This window comes from Rhodopirellula sp. UBA1907, from assembly GCF_002337565.1.
Classification (GTDB): Bacteria; Planctomycetota; Planctomycetia; order Pirellulales; family Pirellulaceae; genus Rhodopirellula; species Rhodopirellula europaea.
The window spans coordinates 70,320-88,506 of sequence record NZ_DDGH01000072.1; the positions used below are offsets into that span (position 1 = coordinate 70,320).

Annotated in this window: 20 protein-coding genes and 1 pseudogene; 5 read left to right on the forward strand and 16 right to left on the reverse strand. The window is 55.2% G+C overall.

Features of this window, described 5'->3' with window-relative positions; translation table 11 throughout:
- The first annotated feature begins 65 nt into the window (after nucleotides 1–65).
- Nucleotides 66–494 (forward strand): hypothetical protein, encoded by a 429-nt coding sequence (locus tag B2R17_RS15620; protein WP_158453565.1) that lies wholly within the window; start codon nucleotides 66–68, stop codon nucleotides 492–494.
- 28 nt (nucleotides 495–522) lie between these two features.
- Here B2R17_RS15620 and B2R17_RS15625 read toward each other — a convergent pair whose 3' ends face one another.
- Together B2R17_RS15625 and B2R17_RS15630 are read right to left on the reverse strand one after the other, a co-directional pair.
- The gene (locus tag B2R17_RS15625; protein WP_286764714.1) at nucleotides 523–2,895 is read right to left on the reverse strand and encodes a M56 family metallopeptidase; all 2,373 of its coding nucleotides are present in this window, start codon (nucleotides 2,893–2,895) and stop codon (nucleotides 523–525) included.
- A complete protein-coding gene (locus tag B2R17_RS15630; RefSeq protein ID WP_037252997.1) occupies nucleotides 2,892–3,287 on the reverse strand; it encodes a BlaI/MecI/CopY family transcriptional regulator in 396 nt (131 codons plus the stop codon). The genes B2R17_RS15625 and B2R17_RS15630 overlap by 4 nt, the downstream gene beginning before the upstream one ends.
- Before the next feature lie 804 nt (nucleotides 3,288–4,091).
- Here B2R17_RS15630 and B2R17_RS15635 point away from each other — a divergent pair.
- The gene (locus B2R17_RS15635; protein WP_008669996.1) at nucleotides 4,092–4,253 is read left to right on the forward strand and encodes a hypothetical protein; all 162 of its coding nucleotides are present in this window, start codon (nucleotides 4,092–4,094) and stop codon (nucleotides 4,251–4,253) included.
- 8 nt (nucleotides 4,254–4,261) lie between these two features.
- Nucleotides 4,262–4,414: a hypothetical protein gene (locus B2R17_RS15640; protein ID WP_286764715.1), complete on the forward strand. Its 153-nt coding sequence runs from the start codon at nucleotides 4,262–4,264 to the stop codon at nucleotides 4,412–4,414.
- Nucleotides 4,415–4,520: 106 nt separating this feature from the next.
- On the opposite strand, the gene B2R17_RS15645 is transcribed toward B2R17_RS15640, so the two are convergent.
- The 14 genes and pseudogenes from B2R17_RS15645 to B2R17_RS15710 form a co-directional block, all read right to left on the reverse strand.
- On the reverse strand, nucleotides 4,521–5,597 hold the full coding sequence (locus tag B2R17_RS15645; protein WP_286764716.1) for a hypothetical protein: 1,077 nt from the start codon (nucleotides 5,595–5,597) through the stop codon (nucleotides 4,521–4,523).
- Between the two features lie 190 nt (nucleotides 5,598–5,787).
- Complete coding sequence (locus B2R17_RS15650) at nucleotides 5,788–5,997, reverse strand: addiction module protein (RefSeq protein ID WP_008670000.1); 210 nt, start codon at nucleotides 5,995–5,997, stop codon at nucleotides 5,788–5,790.
- Between the two features lie 71 nt (nucleotides 5,998–6,068).
- Nucleotides 6,069–6,317: pseudogene (locus B2R17_RS15655) on the reverse strand (hypothetical protein); the annotation flags it as partial.
- Nucleotides 6,318–6,421: 104 nt separating this feature from the next.
- Entirely contained in the window at nucleotides 6,422–6,895 is a 474-nt protein-coding gene (locus B2R17_RS15660) for a hypothetical protein (protein ID WP_037252990.1), read from the reverse strand.
- Nucleotides 6,896–7,162: 267 nt separating this feature from the next.
- Nucleotides 7,163–7,549, reverse strand: coding sequence for a F0F1 ATP synthase subunit epsilon (locus B2R17_RS15665; protein ID WP_008670002.1), 387 nt, complete (start codon nucleotides 7,547–7,549; stop codon nucleotides 7,163–7,165).
- A gap of 3 nt (nucleotides 7,550–7,552) precedes the next feature.
- On the reverse strand, nucleotides 7,553–8,992 hold the full coding sequence (gene atpD / locus B2R17_RS15670; RefSeq protein ID WP_007327184.1) for a F0F1 ATP synthase subunit beta: 1,440 nt from the start codon (nucleotides 8,990–8,992) through the stop codon (nucleotides 7,553–7,555).
- Nucleotides 8,993–9,141: 149 nt separating this feature from the next.
- On the reverse strand, nucleotides 9,142–10,032 hold the full coding sequence (gene atpG, locus B2R17_RS15675) for an ATP synthase F1 subunit gamma (RefSeq protein WP_008662709.1): 891 nt from the start codon (nucleotides 10,030–10,032) through the stop codon (nucleotides 9,142–9,144).
- Nucleotides 10,033–10,053: 21 nt separating this feature from the next.
- A complete protein-coding gene (gene atpA, locus B2R17_RS15680; protein ID WP_007337274.1) occupies nucleotides 10,054–11,577 on the reverse strand; it encodes a F0F1 ATP synthase subunit alpha in 1,524 nt (507 codons plus the stop codon).
- A 74-nt stretch (nucleotides 11,578–11,651) separates the two neighbouring features.
- Nucleotides 11,652–12,335 (reverse strand): ATP synthase F1 subunit delta, encoded by a 684-nt coding sequence (gene atpH, locus B2R17_RS15685; protein WP_414707338.1) that lies wholly within the window; start codon nucleotides 12,333–12,335, stop codon nucleotides 11,652–11,654.
- 10 nt (nucleotides 12,336–12,345) lie between these two features.
- Nucleotides 12,346–13,074 carry a F0F1 ATP synthase subunit B gene (gene atpF / locus B2R17_RS15690; protein WP_286764718.1) on the reverse strand — a complete coding sequence of 243 codons (729 nt, stop codon included), beginning with the start codon at nucleotides 13,072–13,074 and terminating at the stop codon, nucleotides 12,346–12,348.
- A 10-nt stretch (nucleotides 13,075–13,084) separates the two neighbouring features.
- Nucleotides 13,085–13,342, reverse strand: coding sequence for an ATP synthase F0 subunit C (atpE, locus tag B2R17_RS15695; RefSeq protein WP_286764719.1), 258 nt, complete (start codon nucleotides 13,340–13,342; stop codon nucleotides 13,085–13,087).
- Between the two features lie 282 nt (nucleotides 13,343–13,624).
- A complete protein-coding gene (atpB, locus tag B2R17_RS15700; protein WP_286764720.1) occupies nucleotides 13,625–14,674 on the reverse strand; it encodes a F0F1 ATP synthase subunit A in 1,050 nt (349 codons plus the stop codon).
- Between the two features lie 27 nt (nucleotides 14,675–14,701).
- Nucleotides 14,702–15,118, reverse strand: a complete 417-nt coding sequence (locus B2R17_RS15705) for a hypothetical protein (RefSeq protein ID WP_286764721.1) — start codon at nucleotides 15,116–15,118, stop codon at nucleotides 14,702–14,704.
- 219 nt (nucleotides 15,119–15,337) lie between these two features.
- Complete coding sequence (locus B2R17_RS15710) at nucleotides 15,338–15,574, reverse strand: AtpZ/AtpI family protein (protein WP_008658873.1); 237 nt, start codon at nucleotides 15,572–15,574, stop codon at nucleotides 15,338–15,340.
- Nucleotides 15,575–15,972: 398 nt separating this feature from the next.
- Here B2R17_RS15710 and B2R17_RS15715 point away from each other — a divergent pair, with 398 nt between their 5' ends.
- Nucleotides 15,973–17,277: a DUF4912 domain-containing protein gene (locus B2R17_RS15715; RefSeq protein ID WP_286764722.1), complete on the forward strand. Its 1,305-nt coding sequence runs from the start codon at nucleotides 15,973–15,975 to the stop codon at nucleotides 17,275–17,277.
- Between the two features lie 2 nt (nucleotides 17,278–17,279).
- Complete coding sequence (locus B2R17_RS15720; protein WP_008658875.1) at nucleotides 17,280–18,074, forward strand: ThuA domain-containing protein; 795 nt, start codon at nucleotides 17,280–17,282, stop codon at nucleotides 18,072–18,074.
- Nucleotides 18,075–18,187: the final 113 nt, after the last annotated feature.

Below are 18,187 nucleotides of genomic sequence, written 5' to 3' on the forward strand. Positions count from 1 at the left end.
TGCGCGGTCCCAAACACAAAAACGCAACGGCCCTGGGCAAGCCGGATCGCTTCGCTTCCTTCGCAATGAACCCACACTCAACTCGCCAACCATCCGCCAGTATTCCAGCCGGCAAACGCCGGGCCGAACACTATTGCCCCCGTCCCCTTTTCGGATTCCCGAACGTCCGGTTGCCAGCCATCGCGTTGTTGGCGTGCATGATGCTGCCATACGCGTGGGTCGTGCGTTACGAAGAGCTCGATCGAATCCTGCCGGCGTTGATTTCGATGTTCCCAGGCATGCCGACGTTCTACCCGGCAGCCATCGTCGGCGGATTGCTCGGACAGCCATTCCATGACTCAGGATGGATCGCGATGTTGCTGACCGCGGCCGAGCTGACCGTCGGCATCTGGCTGATCCGCCTCGGCCCCAAACGCGCGATCGCGTTCACGCCATTTGCGTTTCTGACGGCTACGATCGGATCGCTCGCGTTCTACCAGCTTGGCATTTCTTGACATGCAGAGGGCGGGAATCAACGGTTCACTAGTCAACTTTCTTGGGAACAAAACTCTCCAAGAGTTCGTTGTCTGAAAGTATTTGAGTGCGAATCATGAATACACGTTCGTTATGAGTGCGATGGTTGTCGACATCGGCAGCAGAGTCGCTGGAGTACGGTTTTGGCCAGAACACCAGCAACGCTTCAGATTCCTTTAGGTCGCACTGGACCGCAACCGAATCGGTTCGCGCGGTCGGGACTTGTATCGTGGTTCGCTCATCTGTTGTGGAACCGCGGCGGTTTGGAAGGCTGGCTAATTTGACATCGTCAACGCTTGAATGCGTAAATGCCATTCTGAACTTAGCCTGATGCTCTCCAGAAACAGTCGGCTTGAACAAGAATCTCCACCCCTCCTCGAACAGCGATATCTTCGGCTGATATGCACTCGCCTCATTGCCGACAACCTCGACCACGTCGGTCACAAACGGACGCCGTAAAACATCTCCGATTGCAACAGATTGACCGTTGAATGACGTTACTTTAGGGGCGTGCATGATGTTTGACCGAGTGTCTTTCTGCACCTGGCGAACAAAACGTTCGCTTTGAAGACGGCTGATCTTCGCAACCCGAATCGGAATCGATGCGGATTGTTCAACCGGATAGTGCTCGGGTTGGGGCGACGCTAGGGGCTGTCGATTCAGCCTTAGCGTTGCCTCTTCCCAATGCTTCGGATCGTTTAGCACAGGTGCTCGATCAAGTCTCGCAAACCGTGTTGTCGAATCTGTACTACTCCAGTCAAACTGGTCGAGCATTCGGATATCCGTTTCGATCGTATACAGCTGAGTAACAATCTGCCACGGACCGGACGTTTCCAAACCAGACAGCATCTGCCTCAACAACAGTTCTTGTTGTTCCGTTAATTCGACGCTCAGAATGCCATCGGTGATTTTTTCTTCTGCACGGTCGGGAGAGGCGACTGTGTAAGGCACGAGGTAGTTTACCAAGAACTTTTCCGCGTTGATTCCCGGCTGAAGTTCAGCAGCCTTTGCAATCGCGTTGGTGACGTCAATTTCAACGGTGTGCTTCAACTCCGCAGCGTCGGCGGCAATCGGTGGCCATTCACCTGATTGCACCGTCTTCGCATCGTTCAACAAATGTTGCTCCCACTTCTCGGTCGCTACTTCAAAGTTTGGTACAGGACGCTGTACGATTTCGGATTCCATGACCGGTTTAGCGTCAGTCAATCCACAAACGCCAACCACACCGACCACGATCAAAGCCGTCAGACCGTGTAGCCATCCACGTTTTTTGACCGGCATGCCCAAGGACTCAATTCGTTGCTGCAACCCTTTCGGTGCAGCCATCGCCAACAATCCGATCGTCGGCCGCGGACGCTTTGACGGTTGTCCCGCAGCAAATCTGAGCAGAAGCTTGCCATATTCACGTACCTGCATCTCATCCAAGTGACGAGTGGCAAGTTCATCAGCGGCTCGCTCCATGTTTTGCTTCAACTTTGAAACAGCGACCCATGACAAAGGATTGAACCACTGACACGATCGGGCCAACGTCGCTATCGAAAGTAGCAAGCCATCGCGTCCCTTGACGTGAGCGACCTCATGACGCAGCACCCAGTCAAGCTGGTCAGCCGTCAGTTCTTCTTGCCATCGCTGGGGCAGGCAGATGACGGGTCGAAGCAAACCAAAAATTGCCGGTGCATGAAGCGCTGGCACTTCCTTAACTTGCGGTCTTCGACCAACTTGAAGGTCGTCACAGATGCGAAGCAACCGATCAACCGTGGCTTGGTCCGTGATCGACGGAGAAGCCGATAGTTTGCGAGCAAAGCGTAAATGGGCAAGGAGACCGCGCAACAGCATGAAAATGGTAACGGCGGGAATGCCGAAGGCGACGGCATACGCTAGTACCTCAAGAGCTGGTTCGATCTTGTCGATGAACGACTCAGCGCTATTGACCTGATTGAACTTCGGGAGGGCGGCAGACGCTGCTTTAGCCGCATTCTCGGCCTCGACGATTTCCGCGGCGATCGCGTCCGCTGCCGCCTGTTCTTCTGGGGTTGCACCCGGTGGCAAGAGTGCGGCCGTCACGGATTCCCCCTCTTCGTTTTCATACGTGAAAGTATCAAAATCGCTCGATTTGTCAGGCGACTCTTCTTCGCCCGAAACCAGAGAAATTGCGGGCTTGTCAGCAACCGAGCTGATCGCGACACTGGATTCGATCGAGAACGGCAACAACAACCTTGCAATCACTACAAGCCACAGCCAACACAGATATCGAGCTGGTACCCGTTTACGAAGCACGATCGCCAGAACGGCGACAATGGCAAACACGGGCAACGCTCGCCAACTGGCCAGCATCGCGAAATAGATCCACTGAGCGCATGGTTCAATAATTTGGTCAATCATTCCTTTGATCCCTTGTCCTTGGAGGTTTTGGTTCCGGTCTTGGATTCGAGCAATTCACGAAGCTGATCCAAGTCGTCTTCGCTCAGCTTCGAGGTCTTCATGAGGTGCAGTAGTGCCGGTGCCGCGTCACCACCGAAAACAACATCCAGAAACGAACGGCTTGCCTTTCGGACGCACGCACTGCGTCGAACTGCGGTGGTGTAGCGGTATTTCTTGCCGATTTGCTCGGTCGACAATGCACCTTTTTTGACCAAACGATGAAGCATTGTCTTCACGGTCGCGTCGGACCAGCCGTTGTCCGCTCCCAGTGCAGCGATCACGTCGCTCGCTTCGGTTGGCTGAGATTCCCAAATGAGATTCATTACGATCCATTCGGCGTCTGATAACTGCATGTGCTTTCCTTTGTCGATGACAGATGCAAACAGTTTACGTGCGTAATCGGTTTCAGCACAAGAACAGTTAACCTCCGGCGATTCGGTTTCAAAATTCCCGGCAAGGATCGTCGGCGGGTTGGTAGCACATCCAGTTCCGTTTGAACGCGTCCAGCAGGTGTCGGCTAGGTCAGGGTGTAGCGGGGCGATCTGTCGCCGCTCGGCTGTGGCGGGCCACGAAAAAAGCCGGCGTCGGTCAGTGACCAACGTCGGCTTTTTTGATTCGGTAGTGAATGACAGGCAAGGTGCCTGTCCCACTCAAGTTGTGGGGGTCGGTCGGTTTTCCAAAGAGTGTGTGAAAGGCGGATGAGGTGATTCTTTGGGGGCAGTTACCTTTGAAGTTTCTTTTCAAAGTTCGCGGATTGTTGCGCCTTGCCGCTTCGCGGTGGGGGATGGCGAGGTGGTGGTTTTGCTCGGTGGGATTTTTTGGGCGGCGTTGCTTGGGAACGGCATAGGTTACCTGGCCAGGTTGTTGGGTCTGGCTTGGTGACTTGATGACTCGTTCCAAAAGGTGACGCTATTTCTGAATCGGATTCTTTGCCCGCGCTCTCGCCGCATGATCGGCGGCGGGCGGTCGCGGTGCTGTTGGCTCGCGGTGTCTTGCGGTGGCGACTGCGTCATCCGATGCCGACTTCTGCAATTTCTGCGAACTCTTTACCCAAGCGGCTTGAGCTTTCGACCAACTCACCGCTCTCTGTTCCAAACGCTCTCTCGGATCGGCCGAGAGACGTTTCCGATGGAAACAGATCAACGGTGGAGAACTGAATGTCTGAAAAGAATGATGAACAAGTCGCGGCCATCTTGGCTCGCGGTATCGCTCGGGTGCGAGCGATTGAAACGGACGATGATCGCGATGTTGATGATCGAACGGACTGCAATGGCCGAAGCGAAGTGAAGAACGACAAACGATCGGAGGTGACGCAATGAAGCCTGCGATGCGTTTGGAGATTGCAAAGCTGCAAGACATGTCCGTCGATCAATCGAAACTTGGGAAACTTGGGGCCGGAAACTTGGGGCCACCCACAAACTTTAGCAGCGGCAGTGACCCGCTGTTGCCACAGGAGGACACCTCGGATGCTCATGAGTAACGAATTGCGAGCTTGCGCAGGACGGAACCACGGTATTGGCCGGCAACGCGCAGCCGTCAACTCAGACGGAATTCAGGGGCAATCGTCGGCTTCGAAAACGGCTGGATCAGTCCGATGACAATCCAAGCGGGTTTTGGTGGGCGCAAAGCCAGTGCTGGCCACACCGTATCGCCTCTTTCGCGAGGCTCTCAGGGGTTCCCGCTGCACGCTTGAAGACTCGCCCAAACTTGCACACGACATCGCACCAGCCGGTCGCATCCAAGCCCATGCGGCTCAAGATCGGAGACAAGTGTTCGGGGATCACTCCCACCTTCCCGTCTCGCAACTGCCGGCCAGTCCAGTCGAGCAATTCCAAATACTGAGCCATTGAAACGCTTAAGAATCCCTTGGAGCTCGCCCTGCGTCCAGAGCTTTCGAGGCAAGGGCCCGCCGGATCATCCTGTTCGTTGATCTCAATCGGGCTCATCCAACCACTCTTACGACGCCGCCGACTGCGTTCCCAGTCGTGAGTGTTGGGCCGAGTGCGATCTTCCCGCTCCGCCAGGTCGTCGATCCGATCCTTCGCTCCGGTGTAATCACTGGTTTCCGGCGTTTCAGCGATGGCGGCGCGGATCGGATTGAGATCCACGTACGCCGCACAAGCCAGCAAACTCGCCTCATCAAGAAGATTTTGCAGCTTGTATCTGCCCTCCCAAAATCGGCCGGTGCACTCATCCTCCCGGTTGGCTCGCCGAGCAATGTTCTCCGCCGTGCACCGCATCCACCAACTGACATCGGATAGCCGCTGACGCCGCTGGGCCAGCACCTCAGGTTGATTGACAATCATGTCAATTTCTGGCTTGGACGGAATCTCTGGTGAACCGTCAGGCTTGCGACGATGGGGAAACAACCGCAACCAACGACGGGCAACTTCTTCGTCCGTCCAAGCCGCCACCACGTCCGGACGGCTACGCAGCACGATGTGCAAGTGATTGCTGAGCACCGTGTAGGTCAAACAATCGATTCCAAAGACACTTGCGAGGAACTCCAGTCGATCACGAATCCACTGCCGCCGATGTTCAAACGATTGCCCCGAGAACGGGTCATCGCCGCACAAGAATGCTCGCCGGACACACCGCTGAACAGCATGAAAGACTTGGATTTCTGCGGGGTCAGCAACTTCGTAACGAGGTTTGCGAGCCATGAGGTGTCTCCAGCCAGGGGAAGCGATGCAGCAATCCTACGCACGACACCGCAATAGGCAAGTCAAAACGTGGGTGGCCCCTTCTCACCGCCGCACGTTAGCCCGGAAGCGGTTGCCGAGCGTGGAAGCAATCGAATCGTAGTAAGAACAAGCAGTAGCCAAGTCGACGGCGAAGAATGGATGGTAGCGTTCAGTCGCCATCGACACGTCGCCAGACTTCGTCAGCGTCAATTGCGATAGAAGGGTCCACAAGCATTTCGTCACGCCGACGTTGCATTTCGGCAAACTCGTCAGGTGGTAGCGTTAGCGGTGCCGAAGCAGCCAAGTCGTCCCAGAGTTGCGTTACGATCGCGAGCTTCTGGTCGGGAGGTAGAGAACGAAGTGATTCTTGCAGCGTCATGGTTGCGTCTTGTAATGAGCAAGCGTTCATTGTACCACGCTAAATTCCCGTGGCGAACGGACGAAAAATGCACGAGAAGCGAAAGTTGCCAGCCACTTTCTCGGCTCACTCCACTGAGCACAAATATCCGGCCGATTGCGGAGGATCTGGTGCATGTGGTTGCTCATTATCGCGTACGAAAGAACGTCGACGGCGAACACCGACGCCAGAGCCTCCATCCGCCGACAAATTCATTCTTTGCGAAACGAGAAATCCTTGCCGGTTGCGTGATCAATTCCAGCCAGAAAGGCCCGGCGGACACATCGCTGAGGCCGCGGCATGGCTGTGCTCTCTATCTCGGAACCGACTGACAAGACATCTGGACCCTAGGCAGCGGAATTTAGGAGCCAAGGTTTGGTGGGTGGCAACAGCCGACCACCCAAAGTCACTCTAAACGCTCGCCAGGCCAGCGGACCGAGTCCGATGATAAGATTCCGGATAACTTCAACCAGCGATTTTTGCCTTCTAGGGAAATTGGGAAGCAAAACCTCGGATCAGACTCAAGGCCATATTGCAAACAGACATATGGCTTACAAGCAGAGAAAAGCTCTTCGTTGATCCGATGCAGATTAGCTTCCCAGCCACTAATTTCTCGAAGACGAATACCACAACAATGGTACAAGAGGCCATTGATATCGACTCGCTGCCAACCTCCCGCATCATCCCCTACCATCGCTTCTGCGTAGACAGCATCATCCTCGAGCGTGACAACAAACCAAGAGTCCTGCTGGTGAAATGCCAACACCAAACTCCTGCCTTCATTCATGCATGTGTTGAAGGTGTAGCCAAGATCGCCAAGCCGTTGTTCAAGGATAAATCGCCCTTTCTTCTCAAAAAGGACCTCCCTTTCTTCTTGCATACGAGCATCTCCTTGGAACTCCAGTTGCCAACTACATCGACTTGCCCCATTTGCACGGGAGTCAAGGTTTGGTGGGTGGCACCATCCAGCAGACCTATTCTTGGCGAATCCGGCTACGGGGGTGGAGCCAAATCGTGCCAACCACGATCCGGGGAGGCTGATCAAGCTGGGCATCAACGATTCAGAGGTCCAACTCGGCGCAAACAAAAACACGTCAGCGAGAACTGACGTGTGGACGTTGTTTCTGATTCGAAGCTTTGGTGAAGCTTAGCGGCTGGCTCGCAGTTGCCCGCGAGCTCGACGCACGGCGGCGTCTTTGATTTGAGCTTGCTCGGGAGTGCTGCTGGGCATGTCCAGTGCTTCCGCCAAGGTCTTGGTCGCTTCGTCGTTGTCGAGCAAATCCACAGGGATCGCTCGTCCGGTCAAAACGTTCACGACATCATCTTCGACTTGGGCGAAGCCGCCATCGACGAAGTAACGCTCGGGGCCGCTGACCGTTTGCAAACGCAACACACCATAGCCGAGACGGCCAATAATCGGTGCACGACCGCGCTGGACGCCAAGTTCGCCATCGAACATCGGCAAGGCTACAAAGTCAGCTTCCCGATCCAGTTCGGTTCGTTCGGGCGTGACGACGACACATCGAATGGACATCGGTTACTTGGACTCCATCTTCTTGGCTTGCTCTTCGGCTTGCTCGATCGCACCGACATACATGAACGCTTGCTCGGGCAAGTGATCGTACTTGCCGTCACAGATTCCCTCGAAGCTGCGGATCGTGTCTTCGAGAGACGTGATCTCACCGGGTTTGCCGATGAAGACTTCTGCGACCAGGAAGGGCTGCGACAGGAATCGTTCGATGCGGCGTGCGCGGTGAACGATGGTCTTGTCTTCTTCGCTGAGTTCGTCCACACCGAGAATCGCGATGATGTCTTGCAGTTCGCGGTAACGTTGCAAGATCGTTTGAACGCGGCGAGCGATCGTGTAGTGACGGTCACCGACGTACTGAGGGTCCAAAATTCGCGAGTTCGAAGCCAACGGGTCGATGGCGGGATAAATCCCTTTTTCCGAAATCGAACGCTCAAGGTAAATGAACGCGTCGAGCTGACCGAACGCCGTGGCCGGAGCGGGGTCAGTCGGGTCATCGGCAGGCACGTAAACGGCTTGCACCGATGTAATAGCACCTTGCTTGGTCGAAGTAATCCGTTCTTGCAGAGCACCCATTTCGGTTGCCAGTGTGGGCTGATAACCCACAGCCGATGGCATCCGTCCGAGAAGTGCGGACACTTCCGATCCGGCTTGTGAGAAGCGGAAGATGTTGTCGACGAACAGCAGCGTGTCAGCACCGGTTGTGTCGCGGAAGTATTCCGCCATGGTCAGTGCGGACAGAGCAACACGAAGACGTGATCCTGGTGGCTCGTTCATCTGACCGAACACCATGCAGGTTTGCTCGATCACGTTGCGGCCGGTCGAACCGATCTCGGTTTCTTGCATTTCCAACCAAAGGTCGGTGCCTTCGCGAGTTCGTTCACCCACACCGGCGAAGACCGAGTAACCACCGTGGCTCGATGCAATCCGAGCGATCAGCTCGGTCAGAATCACGGTCTTGCCCAGACCCGCACCACCGAACAAACCAGCCTTACCACCACGAACAAACGGGGTCAAAAGGTCAACAACCTTGATGCCCGTTTCGAACAACTCCGTGTTCGTCGACAGTTCGTTGACGGGAGGAGCTTGACGGTGAATGGGCCAGTAATCGTCGGCTTGGACATCACCACGTTTATCGATGGGTTGACCGAGAACGTTGAAGACGCGGCCCAAGGTGGCTTTTCCGACAGGAACCGAAACTGGCTTGCCAGTGTCGACGACGTCCATGCCTCGCATCATGCCTTCGGTCGAGCCCAAAGCAATCGCACGAACGCGACCACCGCCGAGGTGTTGCTGCACTTCGCCGGTCAGGTCAATCGTGACCCCTTTGTGCTCGCTTTGGATTGTCAAAGCGTTGTAGATCTTTGGCAGTTGACCTTCAGGAAACTCGGCATCAAAGGTTGAACCGATGACTTGAGTGACGCGGCCGGTGGCGGTTGCAGTGGACATGAGGGAGAAGCTCCTAGCGGTTAGCTACTAGCAATTAGCTTATGAATTGAATGGGGTGGTGTGTTTGCTGTGACGATTCGTCATTTGAAAATCGATGTCTCAAGTAGCTAGTGGCAAGTCGCTAGAAGCTCTCAAGCTGCCCGAGGGCATTAGCCTTCCAGGGCCTCGACACCGCCGATGATTTCCATGATTTCGCCGGTGATTTGACTTTGACGGGCTCGGTTGTAGGTCATCGACAACTGTTTGATCATGTCGCCAGCACTCTCGGTGGCTCCCTTCATCGCGATCATTCGAGCGACTTGCTCGCTCACCGCAGCATCCAGGAAACACTTGAACAACTTGACTTTGAAACTGGTCGGCACGACCTCTTCCAAAATGCTTTCCGCTGATGGAAGGAATTCGTATTCGGCATTGGTGTCGTCTGAACCAGCCGAATCGGAATCCGATTCATCGGCCAGTGAACCAAGTGGAAGCAAAGTTTCGATCACGGCCTCTTGCTTCGATGTGCTGATGAACTTGGTGTAGACGACATCCAACCGGTCAATTTTGCCGGTGATGTATTCGGCCAAATAACCTTCAGCGATCTTCTCGACGTCGTCGTATGCAGGTTGGTCTTCGAACTGCAGGAACTGCTGTTCGGTATCGATGCCACGAAACTTCAAACCGTTGACACCGCGTTTGCCGCTGGCGTCAATGATGACGTTCGGAATCGATTCGCGAAGCGATTTGATGCGGGGCAGAGCGGTTCGCAAAATCGACGCGTTGTATCCGCCGCACAAACCACGGTTGCTGGCCAGAACCAGAACGCGAGTCGTGTTGATCTTTTCGCGTTGTTCCAACAGCGGGTGCTGCACGTCCAACCCGGCATCAGCGAGCCGCGAGACAATTTTGGTGATCTGCTCGGTGTAAGCCGTGGCCGCGGCAGCGCGGTCCATTGCTTTTTTGTACCGAGCCGTTGCGATCAGCTCCATCGTCCGCGTGATTTTGCGGATGTTGCGAATCGACTTGCGTCGTTTATCGAGGGCACGTGCGTTGGCCATGAATCACTCCGCCTTTCGGGTTCAGGCTGCAGGGGTGGCGGGTTTGTAGACAGTCTTGAACTCTTTGACCGCCGCAACGATGCGTTCAGCGATTTCATCGCTCAAGGCTGGCGTCGCGGTCAGATCGCTGATCAACGAGCTGTGCTTGTCATGGACGTATTGCAACAATTCCTTCTCGAACCTTTGCACTTCTTTGACAGCAACGTCATCGAGGTGACCGTTCGTACCGGCATAGATGCTGATGACTTGCTCAGCAACGGATAGCGGTTGGTACTGAGGTTGTTTGAGCAACTCGACCATGCGGTAACCACGATCCAGTTCGGCCTGGGTCGCAGGATCCAAGTCGGTACCGAGCTGGGCGAATGCTTCCAAAGCACGGAAGGCAGCCAACTGAAGACGCAAACCGCCGGAGACCTTCTTCATGGCCTTCGTTTGAGCGGCACCACCCACGCGAGAAACACTGATACCAGGGTTCATAGCGGGACGAACGCCCGAGAAGAACAAGTCAGGTTGAACGTAGATTTGACCGTCGGTGATCGAAATCACGTTGGTTGGAATGTAAGCCGAAACTTCGCCTTCGAGCGTTTCGATGATCGGAAGGCTGGTGATCGAACCGCCACCGAGCTCATCGGACAACTTCGACGAACGTTCGAGCAAACGACTGTGACAGTAGAAAACGTCACCGGGGTAAGCTTCGCGACCTGGTGGGCGACGCATCAGCAAGGACATTTGGCGATACGCGGTGGCTTGTTTGGACAAGTCATCGTAGACGACCAAGGCGTGTCCGCCGTTGAACATGAAGTGTTCTGCCATCGCGGTACCGGCATAAGGAGCCACGTACTGCATAGGAGCAGGCGAGCTAGCACCGGCGGCAATGACGGTGGTGTATTCCATCGCACCGTGACGCTCGAGGACGTCGACGACCGAAGCAACGGCGGAGTCCTTTTGACCGATGGCGATGTAGAAACACTTCACGCCCTGACCCTTTTGGTTCAGGATCGCGTCGATCGCGATAGCGGTCTTTCCGGTCTTTCGGTCACCAATGATCAGTTCGCGTTGACCGCGTCCGATCGGGGTCATCGAGTCGATGGCCTTGATACCGGTTTGCAGAGGCTCGGTCACCGGTTTGCGTTCAGCAACGCCCGTCGCGATGATTTCCACCGGGCGAGTGATGTCGGTTTGGACGGGGCCTTTGCCGTCCAGTGGGTTCCCGAGTGGATCGAGAACGCGACCGATAACTGCATCGCCGGCTGGAACGGACAACAGCGTTCCGAGTGCTTTGACTTCTTGACCTTCTTCGATCGTCAGGTAGTCACCCAGAATGATGACCCCGACGCTGTTTTCTTCCAGGTTGAAGGCCAGACCGATCGATCCGTTGGCGAACTCGACCATTTCACCGGCCATGACGCCAGACAGGCCGTAGACGCGAGCAATCCCGTCACCAACTTCCAAGACCGTTCCGACTTCGCGGACGTCAATTTTGTTATCGAACTGTTCGATCTCGGCCTGCAAGACAGAGGCGATCTCGTCGCTATTGAATTTCACTGGACCGTACCGTGTTTTCCGATGGTGGTTTGTGCGTAAATGTTTTGGGGTGGAAGTTCAGTCGCCGCGTTGGATCACGACGATGAACTGAATCGATCCGACTGTTCGATCAATTGACGAGCGAAACCAGCCGCAGCGGCCTTGCCGAGCTTGTCCAACCGGCTGGCGACTGACGAATCAAAAACGGTGTCGCCGACTCGGATCACCATTCCGCCGATCAGTCCGGTATCGACTGACTCACGAAGGCGAACGGTTTTGCCAAAGCGGCTGGAAAGTTGTTGGGTGACTTCACCACGAAGCTGTTCCGTCATTGGAACCGCCGTGCGAACTTCCGCGACGACTCGTCCTGCGGCTTCGTCGAACAACTCGACCGCCGCATCGCGAACTGCGACCAAGTAACCGAGTCGACCACGTTTGGCCATCACCTTCATCAGCTTGACCAAGGTTGGATGACTGTTCCCACCAAACAAACGATCCACCACTCGGCATTTTTCGTCAGCGTCGATTTGCGGCGATTGAAATGCGAGTTGCAGCTTGGGGTTGTGCAACAAAGCTTCGTCACAAATCGCGTTCAAATCACTGACAACCGCATCGGTGGATCCATCCGCTTGAGTCGCAGCGAGCAACGCCCGAGCGTAGGTCTTGCCGAGTTTTTCGGCGCCGACGTCAAGGACGGTGGAATGCGAGGCGGTTTCGGACACGTTGGGGGTCTCGTCGGTTGAGCGTCGTAGGAATTTCAGGGAAGGAAGTTTGACCACGTCAAAGGCGTTAGTTCTGGCTGGGAAGCCGTTCCATCGATTGACGAATCAAATCCGCGTGATCGTCAGCCGACAATTCGCGACCGACGACACTGCGAGCGACTTGCATGGCCAAATTGGACGTTTGTCCGGCCATTTCAGCCATCGCAACTTTCTTTGCATTCTCGATGTCCGACAAAGCTCGTTCGCGTTGAGCGGCGGCTTCCACTTTGGCAGCATCGACAATCTTCTGACCGTTTGCTTCGGCGTCACGACGAGCATCTGCCAGCATCGTTTGAACTTGGCTGGCTGCCTCGTCCAATTTCAACTGGTAATCGCTCAGCATTTGCTTCGCTTCGGCACTGGCCTTTTCAGCCGATTCCAAATCTTCGCGAATCTTTTCTTCGCGAGCCTGCAAACCGCCCAGGACGGCTGGCCAAACGAATTTAGACAGAATCGCCAAGACGCACAGGAAGATGATCAGGTTCCAAATGGCCGACCCACCGTCGAACGACAACAGAGGAGTCGCTGCATGTTCCGCGTCGCCGTGACCATGTTCGTCTCCGGCGGCTTCATCGTGCCCATGGTCATCACCTTCGTGATCATGGTCGTGATCGCCATCTTCGCTGTCCGCCGCGTCCGCATGAGCGTCCACCACGGTCACTTTATCTTGTGCTGACACAAAACTTGCAGGTGAAACCACCAACAACATCAGTGAAGCCAGCAAAGGAAGCGAGCTGATTGCAAGCAAGCGTTTCATCAAATTCGACCTAGCCGCGGCACAACAGAATGAAAACCAAACCGATAACGGTCGCACCTTCAATCAGTGCTGCCGCAATGATCATCGCCGTTTGGATGCGTCCACCAGCTTCAGGCTGACGTGACATCGCGTCGACGGCACTGCCGCCAATACGCCCGATGCCCAGCCCGGCACCGATAATGATCAGTCCGATTCCAATCCCCAGACCCATGCGGCCGAAGTCGTAGGAAGCGATTTCTTGGGCCAACATCATTGCCAGTTCTAACATCTTCTGATTGCTCCGTAAGAATTTTGAGCGAGTGAAAGGGGAAAGGTGTTTTTTGTACGCGGAAGAATAGTCCAACTAAGTCGAACCGTCATGCCACCCTGCTGTAGTTTCGTCAGAAAGGAGCCGAAAAAGGTTTCGGTCCCGAACGCCTGACGGCGCGAATCAAAACAGTTTGCGGACTCAGGGCAATTTCGTCGTGCTCTGAGCCTTGAAAACGAGCGACAAAATGCCACATCGCTTTCCGTTCATTCAAGTCGACCGTCGCGGGTTTTTCAAAACCGATCAGGCACCCGCTGGATGACTGGCACCCACGGCTGGACTGATGCGACTGGGGTCAAAAATCTTGTCTGGGTCCATTTGGTTGGCGTCCGTCATTGCGTGCGGGTCGTCGTCCAAATGTTCGTCGTGTTCATGAGTCGCCATCGCGGCGATGAACAGCACTGTCAGGAAGGTGAAGATGAACGCCTGCAAGCAGCAAACAAACAACTCCAACAACGTCAAGCACGTTGCCACCAAGACCACTGGAACACTGACCGCGTATCCCATTCCCTTACTCGCTTCACCCGCAGCGAAGATCAAACCAACAAATGCTGCGAGAACCAAGTGACCTGCCATCATCGTGCCGAACAACCGCATCGCGAGCACGAAGCACTTGATCAACAAACTGAGCCATTCAAGTACATAAAGCATCAAAGCAATCGGCAGCATCAGTATGCCGCCATCCCATCCGATGGGATTGAAGTGGTTGAAAAAGTCCTTGACGCTGGTTTCTCGAATCCCGATGAAAATGATTGCGAACAAAGAGGTGAGAGCCAAGACACTGGTGAGCGACAAATTCCCGGTCGCACTGCCGCCCCAATGCGAATAGGCGTCATTGCCAGTGACTAGTTCCAACATGTAACCGAATGGGATCACACCCAAAATATTGGCAAACAGGATGAAGAAGAACACCGTCCAAATGTAGTGAATGTATTTGTCCGTCAGCCCGTGCAAGTTTGGATACGCAACCTCGTCGCGTATGAAGGCACAGATCGTTTCGAATAACTGAGACAACCGACCGCGGGTTTGATAACGCCCCAGTCCCTCCCCGTGAAAGATACTAATCTTCCGGGAGCACAACACACCCGTCACGATGAGAAGAAAACCCACCAAAGCCGACATCATCAAGTGATTGGTGATGAAGAACTGATAGAACCCGTCGCGAACTCCCAAAGCAGGTATGTCGGTGCCTTCGCCACCAAACGGGATCTTGAGCAACGGCGAACCATGCAACGCGTGCGGAATCGCGTGATCAGTCGGGTCGTGACCGGCTGCGGCTAAGAATGGCAACATGACAGATGAAATTGGGTCGGGATGATTTCAGGCACCGTCACGGTGAGCGAACCGTGCGATCACAATGACTTCGACGGCCAATAAACTGACATGCCAGAACAGCACCCAGCCGGCGGTCCAAGTCTCGGGAGCGTCCAAGTAATAACTACTGACCAAAAGCAACGCAACGGTCCCGCTGATCCGAATCAGCATCCCAGCCAGAAAGCCTTGCGTAGCCAGCCACCGGTCTGTGCTGATCTGGACCGACATCAATCGCGGAAAGACCGAGGCCAAAGCGATCACCCAACTCGCGATCGCCAACTTTCGCCACACCAAAAAGGGACTGACCAGCGACACAATGCCCCAGGTCGAATTTGGCGAAATCGCGTTCTCAACAAAGCTCACCGCGATCACCAACAGGCACAACACCAGCCAAACCACGGTGATCGCTGCAACCGTGATCAAAATAACTCTGCTCGAACTCGCTTGCGTCAATTGTCACCGCCTACGGGCTGTTGATTTAGTCGTGTGATTGAATGACAACAATTACCGATGGGTAGTAGCCCCATTTGGCGTCTGATTAACCGCCGCTAACGTTGACCGCCGCCAACGCGGTACGGTTCTTTCAATCAACAGCCCGTCTTTAAAGAAATGAGCGTGCCAAACACGTTCCAAAGGCTGATTTCAAGACGGAAGCTGATTCACCATCAAGATGAGCCGGTAGAACCCCAAACAGAATCCGACCAAAACTCCGGCGATTGCGATATACGGGGTCTCGTTCCCCATCCATGGATCGAGCCAGTAGTAACCCATTGCGCCCAGCAGCAAGGGAAATGACGCCAATTCGAACCCCGCGGAGGCCAACCGAAGCATCGGCTGCGTGTTGCCGCCATCGCCGTTTCGTTTCTTTGGATCACTCATGCCAACCCCCCTCTCCTAAGCTGTTTGCTCGATTTTCTCAGCGAGTCAGTTATAGTGTCGCGAACATGATCTCACCCAATGCTTCGCCAATTCGTTCTGCTCGAACTGTGCAAAGATTGGACGATCAGAGGGTTTTTGTCATCCGAGGGTCCGTCTTTTCGCTTCTCAATCCGGCTTTTCGCCAATCGGACACTGGAACATTGAGCATCCCCTTGCCATAATAGTTGGGCAGCAGATTCCCCCGTTAAGGTGCGATCACTAACCGATTATGCCTCCTTCCCCAGCATTATGCCTGGGTGAATTTTGGCATCAATCTGTTGCCTCAAATCAACCATTCACGCCTCTCCGGCCCCCAACCTTGGGGTGTTCAGTGAGGCGTTCATCTCGAGGAGCCCACCTTGATTAGTACTGTTGATCTACCGTCGCAAACCCGTCGCGAATTGGCTGAAATCGCCAAGAACTACGGAATCACAGGTTGGCACTCGATGCGGAAAGATGACTTGATCAGTGAGATCAAGAAGGCACAGCAACGCTTGCGCCGAAAAGCCGCCAGCGATGCAAAGAAAAGCCGGGCAGGGGCCGGTGCTGGATCCGCCAAGGCGAAAAGCACTTCCAAACCTAGCGAGCCAAGAGCCGCCGCCAAAAAATCTCGCTCCACAACGAGCAGCAAGGCTCCCACCAAGTCTCCAGCTCGCAAATCTGCCACCAGCAAACCAAAAACGACCGTGCGAACTCGCCCGGACGCACCGATGACGGACCTGACCGAACCCAAGGTTTCCGCGAAAACCGAACGCATCCGGGCTGAGATGCGTCGCCGCCGCGAATTGGTTCAAAAACACAAGGATCTATCAACCGGAACGCTGGTTGCCGGATCCGCCGTCACCGACGGTGCGCAGCGTCACCGTGCTGATGCTCCTCACAAAGATCGCATCGTCCTGGTCGTTCGCGACGCCTATTGGTTGCAGGCCAGCTGGGAGATCACCCAAACCAGCGTCCAACGTGCTCAGTCGGCGATGGCCGAAAAATGGCACACCGCCGTTCCAACGCTGCGTTTGTTGGCCGTCGGTGACGTGACCAGCAACAGTGCCGAAACGGTTGCCCGCGATATCACCGTGCATGGCGGAGTCAGCAACTGGTACGTCGACGTCCAAAACCCGCCGTCTCGCTACCGCGTCGCAATCGGATACTTGGCCAGCGACGGTGAATTCCACTGCCTGTGCCGCAGCAACGTGGTCGAAACCCCCGTGCCCGGCGATTGCCAACGTCTCGACGAACACTGGCAGGACATCGCTGAGGATTACGAGCGCATCTACGCTCTCAGCGGCGGTTACGAATCCCGCAGCAACGATCTGCGAGAAGTCTTCGAAGAGCGTCTTCAACGCAAGATGCCTCATCGCAACGATTCGGGCTCGACCACCGGCGATCCCTCGCTGCTGCGTCAAACCAAACTGCGTTTGGATGTCGAAGCCGAACTGATCGTGTTTGGAAAAGCCGACCCAACCGCCTCGGTGATGGTGGGCGGACATCCCGTCAAACTGCAAAACGATGGTGCTTTCACGGTTCGCATGGAATTCCCCGACAAACGTCAGGTACTTCCCGTGACCGCCGAAACACGCGATGGTCTTCGCCAACGCACCACCGTGATCGCGATCGAGCGAAACACGAAAGTCATGGACACCGTCGAACTTCAAGAGAACAACTGAGCATGACCTCTCACTCCACCCTGTCGCGGCGTTTCGCCGCGACTTTTTTGTTGGCATCCGCAGTCCTCTTCTCCGGATTCGCCTCCGCAGACGACACATCCAAAGCCGAATCAGCCGACGATTCGCTAAGTGTCCTGATCATCACCAGTGGTTGCTGCCACGATTACGACTTCCAAGCCAAAGCCATCCAGATGGCGGCGACGAAAGCCGGCGTCGAAGCCAAATGGACCGTCGTCAACGATGGTGGCAAAGGCACCCAAGCCGAGATCGACTTCTACGGCGATGAAGATTGGGCCAAACCGTTCGACGTCGTCATTCACAACGAATGCTTCGCCGCGACGACCAACCCCGATTACATCCGCCAAATCACAAAAGCCCACCACGCTGGCGTTCCCGCCGTGGTGATTCACTGTGCGATGCACACCTATCGTGACGCGGAAATCGATGATTGGCGCGAGTTCCTCGGCGTGACCAGCCGCCGCCACGATCACCAAAGCCACTACCCAATCAAAGTGGTCGCGGAAGACCATCCGGTGATGCGTGAGTATCCCGCCGCCCACGTGTCCGCGATGGACGAGCTGTACATCATCGAAAAGGTTTGGCCCAACACGACCGTTTTGGCGACATCCAAAAGCGAGCGTGATGGAAAATCGCATCCCGTCATTTGGACCAACCAATACGGCGACGCTCGCGTTTACGGAACGACCTATGGTCACTCCAACGAAACGTTCCAGGATGAAGTGTTCCTGGCTAACTTGGTCCGCGGCATGCTCTGGGCCGCCGGTCGCGTCGAGTAGTCTGAGGCCCGGCCGCAAAGCGGTCGTGCGACTCTTAAATGCTGTGCCAGCAGCGTCTTGAGAACCCCGCCCGACGAGGAGGTCGTGCAGTTTTTAAGTGCTGTGCTCGCAAG

Coding starts and splice junctions, on each gene's coding strand:
- B2R17_RS15710 (WP_008658873.1), bottom strand. CDS start 15,574: ATGAGTGATCCAAAGAAACGAAACGGCGATGGCGGCAACACGCAGCCG.
- B2R17_RS15650 (WP_008670000.1), bottom strand. CDS start 5,997: ATGACGCTGCAAGAATCACTTCGTTCTCTACCTCCCGACCAGAAGCTC.
- B2R17_RS15640 (WP_286764715.1), top strand. CDS start 4,262: ATGCGTTTGGAGATTGCAAAGCTGCAAGACATGTCCGTCGATCAATCG.
- atpF (WP_286764718.1), bottom strand. CDS start 13,074: ATGAAACGCTTGCTTGCAATCAGCTCGCTTCCTTTGCTGGCTTCACTG.
- B2R17_RS15620 (WP_158453565.1), top strand. CDS start 66: ATGAACCCACACTCAACTCGCCAACCATCCGCCAGTATTCCAGCCGGC.
- atpB (WP_286764720.1), bottom strand. CDS start 14,674: ATGTTGCCATTCTTAGCCGCAGCCGGTCACGACCCGACTGATCACGCG.
- B2R17_RS15665 (WP_008670002.1), bottom strand. CDS start 7,549: ATGTCCATTCGATGTGTCGTCGTCACGCCCGAACGAACCGAACTGGAT.
- atpD (WP_007327184.1), bottom strand. CDS start 8,992: ATGTCCACTGCAACCGCCACCGGCCGCGTCACTCAAGTCATCGGTTCA.
- atpE (WP_286764719.1), bottom strand. CDS start 13,342: ATGTTAGAACTGGCAATGATGTTGGCCCAAGAAATCGCTTCCTACGAC.
- B2R17_RS15625 (WP_286764714.1), bottom strand. CDS start 2,895: ATGATTGACCAAATTATTGAACCATGCGCTCAGTGGATCTATTTCGCG.
- B2R17_RS15720 (WP_008658875.1), top strand. CDS start 17,280: ATGACCTCTCACTCCACCCTGTCGCGGCGTTTCGCCGCGACTTTTTTG.
- atpG (WP_008662709.1), bottom strand. CDS start 10,032: ATGGCCAACGCACGTGCCCTCGATAAACGACGCAAGTCGATTCGCAAC.
- B2R17_RS15635 (WP_008669996.1), top strand. CDS start 4,092: ATGTCTGAAAAGAATGATGAACAAGTCGCGGCCATCTTGGCTCGCGGT.
- B2R17_RS15645 (WP_286764716.1), bottom strand. CDS start 5,597: ATGGCTCGCAAACCTCGTTACGAAGTTGCTGACCCCGCAGAAATCCAA.
- B2R17_RS15630 (WP_037252997.1), bottom strand. CDS start 3,287: ATGCAGTTATCAGACGCCGAATGGATCGTAATGAATCTCATTTGGGAA.
- B2R17_RS15660 (WP_037252990.1), bottom strand. CDS start 6,895: ATGCAAGAAGAAAGGGAGGTCCTTTTTGAGAAGAAAGGGCGATTTATC.